7 protein-coding genes are annotated in these 6,356 nt (G+C 65.8%); 3 read left to right on the forward strand and 4 right to left on the reverse strand.

Annotation, left to right across the window (positions count from 1 at the left end; translation table 11 throughout):
- The first annotated feature begins 239 nt into the window (after positions 1–239).
- Together ACK5M9_RS07680 and ACK5M9_RS07685 are read left to right on the forward strand one after the other, a co-directional pair.
- Positions 240–1,649: a WS/DGAT/MGAT family O-acyltransferase gene (locus tag ACK5M9_RS07680; protein ID WP_416892585.1), complete on the forward strand. Its 1,410-nt coding sequence runs from the start codon at positions 240–242 to the stop codon at positions 1,647–1,649.
- A gap of 24 nt (positions 1,650–1,673) precedes the next feature.
- Complete coding sequence (locus ACK5M9_RS07685; RefSeq protein WP_416892579.1) at positions 1,674–2,042, forward strand: DUF488 domain-containing protein; 369 nt, start codon at positions 1,674–1,676, stop codon at positions 2,040–2,042.
- A gap of 17 nt (positions 2,043–2,059) precedes the next feature.
- On the opposite strand, the gene ACK5M9_RS07690 is transcribed toward ACK5M9_RS07685, so the two are convergent.
- The 3 genes from ACK5M9_RS07690 to ACK5M9_RS07700 form a co-directional block, all read right to left on the reverse strand.
- Positions 2,060–2,251: a ferredoxin gene (locus tag ACK5M9_RS07690; RefSeq protein ID WP_416892580.1), complete on the reverse strand. Its 192-nt coding sequence runs from the start codon at positions 2,249–2,251 to the stop codon at positions 2,060–2,062.
- Between the two features lie 79 nt (positions 2,252–2,330).
- Positions 2,331–2,822 carry a hemerythrin domain-containing protein gene (locus ACK5M9_RS07695; RefSeq protein ID WP_416892581.1) on the reverse strand — a complete coding sequence of 164 codons (492 nt, stop codon included), beginning with the start codon at positions 2,820–2,822 and terminating at the stop codon, positions 2,331–2,333.
- 285 nt (positions 2,823–3,107) lie between these two features.
- Complete coding sequence (locus tag ACK5M9_RS07700; RefSeq protein WP_416892582.1) at positions 3,108–3,575, reverse strand: PE family protein; 468 nt, start codon at positions 3,573–3,575, stop codon at positions 3,108–3,110.
- Between the two features lie 545 nt (positions 3,576–4,120).
- Between ACK5M9_RS07700 and ACK5M9_RS07705 the strand changes: the two genes are divergently transcribed.
- Positions 4,121–4,372 (forward strand): hypothetical protein, encoded by a 252-nt coding sequence (locus ACK5M9_RS07705; protein WP_416892583.1) that lies wholly within the window; start codon positions 4,121–4,123, stop codon positions 4,370–4,372.
- 37 nt (positions 4,373–4,409) lie between these two features.
- Here the strand turns inward: ACK5M9_RS07705 and ACK5M9_RS07710 are convergent, their stop codons facing one another.
- A complete protein-coding gene (locus ACK5M9_RS07710) occupies positions 4,410–6,125 on the reverse strand; it encodes a PPE domain-containing protein (RefSeq protein ID WP_416892586.1) in 1,716 nt (571 codons plus the stop codon).
- Between the last annotated feature and the right edge of the window lie 231 nt (positions 6,126–6,356).

The raw sequence follows: 6,356 nt of genomic DNA on the forward strand, positions 1-6,356 counted from the left end.
CCTTTCGTTCGCTCCTGTCGGCTACCGTTGCGTCGCCGACGCCCGGACATCGCACCCATTGGCGCCGCCCAGGCCGCGGCCCCCCATCGACACCGAATAATTTTACGTCTGTCCCGCGGAGACTCCGGAGTGACCGGCCGCGAACGATTGTGATTTGCAGGACTTTCCGGGTTGCCTCGGTCGAGCTTGCCGAAAATGGTGTTACCATCCGTAGCATATAAATGCGGGAGATGGTGGCCATGGAGCAACTGACAACTCTTGACGCGGGCTTTCTGACAGCCGAGGACTCCGATCGCCACGTGAGCATGGCCATCGGCGGCCTGGCGATCGCCGAAGGGCCGATGCCGGATCACGAAGAGCTGATATCGACCCTGGCCGAACGGATCGGCAGCTGCCCCCGCTTCCGGCAACGGCTGCGCACCAGACCCTTCGACCTGCGTGCACCCGAATGGGTAGCCGATACCGACTTCGATCCCGCCCACCACGTGCATCACGTCGCCCTGCCGCACCCGGGTGACGACGGCGAGCTGTTCCGGTTGGCGGCCGACGTCATTTCCCGGCGTCTCGACCGGGACCGGCCACTGTGGGAGATCTGGCTCATCGAGGGCCTCGGCGACAACCGCTGGGCAATGCTGACCAAGATTCACCACTGCATGGCCGACGGAATCGCGGCCACCCACATGCTCGCCGGGCTGTGTGACGACGGCCTCCACGAGAGCTTCGCCAGCCAGATCCGGGCCGCGAAAGCCGCGCGAACGGATACCGCCGCGAAAACCGGGACATCGAATCCGCTCAGCTTCCTCTCCGGCCTGTGGAATGCGCCCGCGGCCATCGCGACCAGCGCCGCCCGCACGGCCCTGGGGGCCGCCGAAATCGCCACCGGGCTACTGCGGCCGGCCACCACCTCGCTGAACGGACCCATCACGACCCTGCGGCGCTACAGTGGCGCGCGGGTTCCGCTGGTCGACATCGCAGAGGTGTGCCAGGCCTTCGGCGTCACCCTCAACGACGTCGCACTGGCCGCCATCACCGAGGCCTACCGCAACGCCCTGATCAGCCGAGGCGAACAACCCTCCCCCGAGGTGCTGCGCGCCCTGGTGCCGGTGTCGATCCGCTCCGCCGACGCGATGGGCGCCACCGACAACCGGGTGTCGGTGATGCTGCCGTATCTGCCGGTCGAGGAGCCCAACCCCGAGCAGCGGCTCAAGATCGTGCACGCGCGAATGAACCGCACGAAGTCCCACGGCCAGCGCGAGGCGGGTAGCGCGTTCGTGTCCATGGCCAATCGCATTCCGTTCCCGCTGACCGCGTGGGCGATGCGGCTGTTGACCCGGCTTCCGCAGCACGGCGTGACAACCCTGACCACCAACGTCCCGGGCCCGCGCAAACCGCTGCGACTGATGGGGCAGCGAGTGCTCAGCGTGCTGCCCGTCCCGCCGATCGCGATGCAGCTGCGCACCGGGGTGGCGATGCTCAGCTACGCCGACGACCTGTTCTTCGGCATCCTGGCCGACTACGATTCAGTGGCCGACGTCGACGCGTTGGCCAGCGGAATCGAGGGTGCGATAGCACGTTTGGTGGCGAGCGGCAAGAAGCAGAACCCCGGATGCCCGGCCGACGGCCCCTCGGCCACGACCCGCACCCCCTGAGCTGATCCTGGAACGGAGCCAGAAATGGGCGGCCGCATCACCTATTGCCGGGTTTACGACCATGCCGCGCATCCCGGCGAGGCACACATCCTGGTCGATCGAGTCTGGCCCCGCGGCATCAAGAAGGCCGACCTTCAGCTCACCGAGTGGCTGCGCGACATCGCCCCGTCGACCGAACTGCGCAAGTGGTACTCGCACGATCCGGAGAAATTCGCCGAGTTCCGGCGGCGGTACCTGGCGGAGTTGGCCTCGCTGGACCATCGCGAGGCCGTCGAGCACCTCCGGGACCTCGCCGGGGACCGCGACGTGGTGTTGATGACAGCCTCGCGCGATGTCGACCGCAGCCAGGCCGCCGTGCTGGCACACTGGCTCAGCGAACCCTCCGGCGGCTGATCCCGCAGGAGTCGGGGCTAGTCAGCTCGGGACAGGGCCGCCCGCGGGCACCACTCGATCGCCTCTTCGACGCGGGCTTCCTGATCGGCGGGCACCGGGTCGGTCTTGACCGTGGCGTAATCCTCGGCGTCGAGCTCGAACACCTCCGGGGCACTCTTCACACAGATGGCGTTGCCTTCACAACGATCGCGGTCGACTACGACGCGCATGAGCCCTCCTTCGCTTCGATTCGGCTGTCCCCGCGGGGGGCTGTTCCCACGGGACCGGTCAACAGCGTCTCACGGGCGTTCATCGGCCCGCCTGCTCGCAGACCCACCCGTCGGGAGTGCGGCCGTCTTCGATCAGGCGTGACAGTTCCGCACTCGTGTGCGACGGCAGATCGATATCCGCGCGCGGATAGATGATCGGCTCCTCTTTGGCGTTGTGCTCCTGGAGTTGGGCCAGTAGTTGCCCGCAGGTATCCCGCAAGGCCGCATGATCGGCGGGTCCCGCCGGGTCACTGTCGCCGGCGAGCAGGCCTCCGAGGGTGTCGATGGTCGCCCACATCTGGCCGTGTTCGCGCATCATCACGAAGATCGGCATGACCATCCCGGCTTCGCGGATGGGCGGAAACAAGAAGACCTCTTCGAGGTAGATGTGCCGCCGAAGCGCTGCCAGGGCCGCAATCATCGGTTCGGGCCGCAGGGTGCCGGAGTCGAGCCCGGCAATGAAGGCCTCGATTTCGCCGTCGATTTCTCGATGCTCGCGCGTCAGCTCGGCTGCCACATCCGCGCCGGTCATCGGAGGCTCCCGGGAGTCACTGTCGGCACGGCCACGGCAGCCGCGCTCTTGGACTGCGCACTACCCATGCTGTTCGACTCCGATGCCCGAAAACCCTGCCGAGAACTGGTGCCCTACTGCCCACCGGCTGTTTTTACAAGCATCCCTTGTGTAAACCCCGGGCGCAAGCCCGCGGCTCGGAAGGTCCTCGCGTCGGCGCCCAGCGCCCGGCGCCCGGCGCCCGGCGCCCGGCGCCCAGCGCCCGGCGCTCGGCGCTCTGGTGCCGGCGTCGCAACCCGAACCCGGCTAGCCGCCGAACAGCAGCGTCGCGGCCCAGTATGCGGCCAGGAGCGTGGACAGGAAGCCCAGCAGCCCGGTCAACACGAAGGGCGAGAGGCCCACCGCACCCAGCCAAATCAGGGTTTCCACCGGGGTGCTCGGGAACGTCTCGGCCGGCAGCGCCGACATCGCGGCGGCCGGCAGCGCCGACATCGCGGCCGCGCTGGCCGCTTCGGCGTTCTGGTAGGCGTTCGCGCCGCCGGTCAGTGACTGGACGAACTGATCGTGGAACGCGGTCGCCTGACCGGCGACGTTCTGGAACTCCCGGGCGTGTGCGGCGAATGCGTCAGCGACGGCCGCCGACACCTCGTCCACTCCGGCGCTGGCAATGCTCGTCGTCGGCGTCTCGGCTTGAAGGTGGGCGAATTTAATGTCGTCCCCGATGGCCGTTAGACCACGTGCCGCCGTAATCAGACTATCTGGCGCTACCTGCATATTCGGCAGCATACCTACGGTAACCGGACGCGATGGCGTTTTCGCCGTATTTCCCCCATCGAGTTCACCGGTATTCCCGGGAGACTTCGGAGCGCGATTTTCCGGCGTTTATTACACATCTGTTGTATAAAAATGTTTATTCGAAAAGCCGTACCGGACGATTCCGCATGACATAAAATCCCGCCGCGTCGCGCGATGCGACCCGAGGGAGCGGCGCAACCGCCGGGTGGGCCATCCGAGATGTTCAGCCGGCTTCACGCTCCAGGCGCCGGCGGTGAAGCGGTGAGGTTGCCGTGTGCGCCCGGTGCGGGAACCCGACTCCGGCGATGCAGGCACACCGCCGGTCAAGTGCACCGACTGGGAACCTGTTATCTCCCAGTCGAATTCGGCGTATTTCGGCAATACCGGCCAGATCTGCCTGGTCGTGCGCGACATTAAACACGGAATGCCGCAGTGGGCGGAGTCATGCGGCGTGGGCCCGTGGTCCTATACCGAGGACGTCGAGCTGACCGACTTCTCCTACAACGGAGCCCCACGATCTCCGGGTGCGGTCGTACACGGCGGTTTCGCGTATTTCGGGAACCCGCAATTTGCAGATGATCGAATTGCGCAACGATGTTCCGTGCCTCTACGCCGATTTCCGCAGTGCCGGACTGGAGGGGCACCGGCACACCCGCTATTTCGTCGACAACCATGACGAAATAGAATTCTTCGGCATCAGCCGGGATGCGGCGGCGAGCTGGGATGGCGTCACCGCCCCGATCCGCATCTTCGACCCGCAGGACGCTCCCGGCTAGGGCGTAGGGCGCCTATCCAGTGGGCGGCCAAGAGCGCCTACGCCTGGCCCGTCAGCCCCTTCAACCAGGAGACCAGGCCGAAGTAGCCGGCGTTGGCCGAGCCCGTGTTGAAGTATCCGGACGCATAGCCGCTCACGGTTTTGGGCGGATCTACATCAAACTGGGGGAAGCTGCCGGGCACTCCCGTGTTGAACCAGCCCGACGCGGACCCGTTGCGGAGGGTCCCCCCTTCGAAGGTGTTGTACCAGCCGGAAACCGGTCGGGGGTTTTTGCCATCGACGGTGTTGCCGAAGCCCGACATACCCGGGGGACCCTGGTTGCCGTAGCCGGAGCTTTCCAGCGGCCCATCGATGTTGAAGAACGACCCGGTGTTCACATCGCCCGAGTTGAAGTTCCCGGTGTTGCTACTACCGGAGTTCCCATCGAAAGTGTTGAATTCACCGGCGTTCCAGTTGCCGGTGTTGGCAAAGCCCGCGTTCCCATTGCCCGTGTTGAACGTCCCAGCGTTCCCCCAGCCGGTGTTGAGCCGGCCAGCATTCGAAGTGCCGAAGTTGCCGTCCCCGGCGTTGAACAAGCCGATGTTGCCGGTACCGGAGTTACCGATGCCGAAACCCTGCATCTTGCCCAGATCGGCGGGATCGGGATTGAATCCGGAGTTGAAGATGCCGACGTTGCCGTCACCGGAGTTGAAGAAGCCGATATTGCCGTCACCGGAGTTGAACAACCCGAGGTTGCCGATGCCGGAGTTGCCGTCGAAGTGGAATTGCCCGGTCATCTGGTCGTAGTAGGCGCCACCAACCCCGATCAGATGATCCCCGGTCAACCCGAACCCGATGTTGTGGTTACCGGTGTTGCCGAAGCCCTGGTTGAAGTCACCGGTATTGCCGATCCCGTGATTACCACTACCCAGATTGCCCCAGCCCAGGACGTTGGCGTCACCGAGGTTGCCCGACCCGATGTTCCACGCGCCCACATTGCCGTTACCGAAGTTCCACTGACCCCAATTGCCGGCGCCGATGTTCTGGATGCCCTGGTTCCCGCCGCCGGTGTTGCCGTTGCCCAGGTTCCCGAAGCCATTGTTGCCCGCACCGGTTCCCACCTCGAAGCTGCTGTCATTTCCGGCACCGATATTGCCGCCGCCGGAGTTCCCCGCACCATAGTTAGGGGCTTCCTCGGCGGCACTGCCGACCGCGGCCACCCCACTGAACAGCCCGCCGATCACCGGCAGCCCCTGCAACACTTGCCCCCACGACGACAACTGCTCCGCCGCCGCCGACGCACCCCCGTAATAGCCGAACATCGCCGCCACATCCGCGGCCCAAAACTCCTCATACATACCCTCGGCCGCCGCGATCATCGGCCCGTTGAGCCCCAGGAAATTCGACCGCACCAGTTGCACAAAGGCATTGCGGTTCGCGGCAATCGCCTCCGGGTTGATCATCGCCGACTTCGCCGTCTCAAACGCACCAGCCACCGCATTGGCCTGACCCGACGCACCCAGGGCACGGGTGGACGCCGCCTCCAGGTACGCCGCATAGGGCGCGGCGGCATTGGCCATCGCCGTCGCCGCCGGACCCTGCCAGGCCTGGCCGGTCAGATTCGACGTCACCGACGAGAACGAGCTCGCCGCACTGCCCAGTTCTTCGGCCAACCCGTTCCAGGCCGCCGCGGCCGCCAGCATCGGCCCCGAACCGGCCCCCAGCAGCATCCGCAACGAATTGATTTCCGGCGGCAACCCTACAAAACTCACGATGACCTCCCCGTTCTCGACTTACACAATACCCCGTGCGCACCGCATGACGGCCGACACACCCACAGGCTACCCGTTCCCACCCGGCCCCGCGTGGTATTTCGCAAAGTGCTTTGGGGCGCAACCCAATAGCGTTGCCGTCCCCACTCCACCGCCTAGCCCCCAGAGCGTTGAGGGAGCTCGACGGCGGTATCGACACTGCGCCCATGGCGCAAAAGTGCCAGTACAGGGCGC

This window comes from Mycobacterium sp. (assembly GCF_047975165.1).
Taxonomy (GTDB): Bacteria; Actinomycetota; Actinomycetes; order Mycobacteriales; family Mycobacteriaceae; genus Mycobacterium.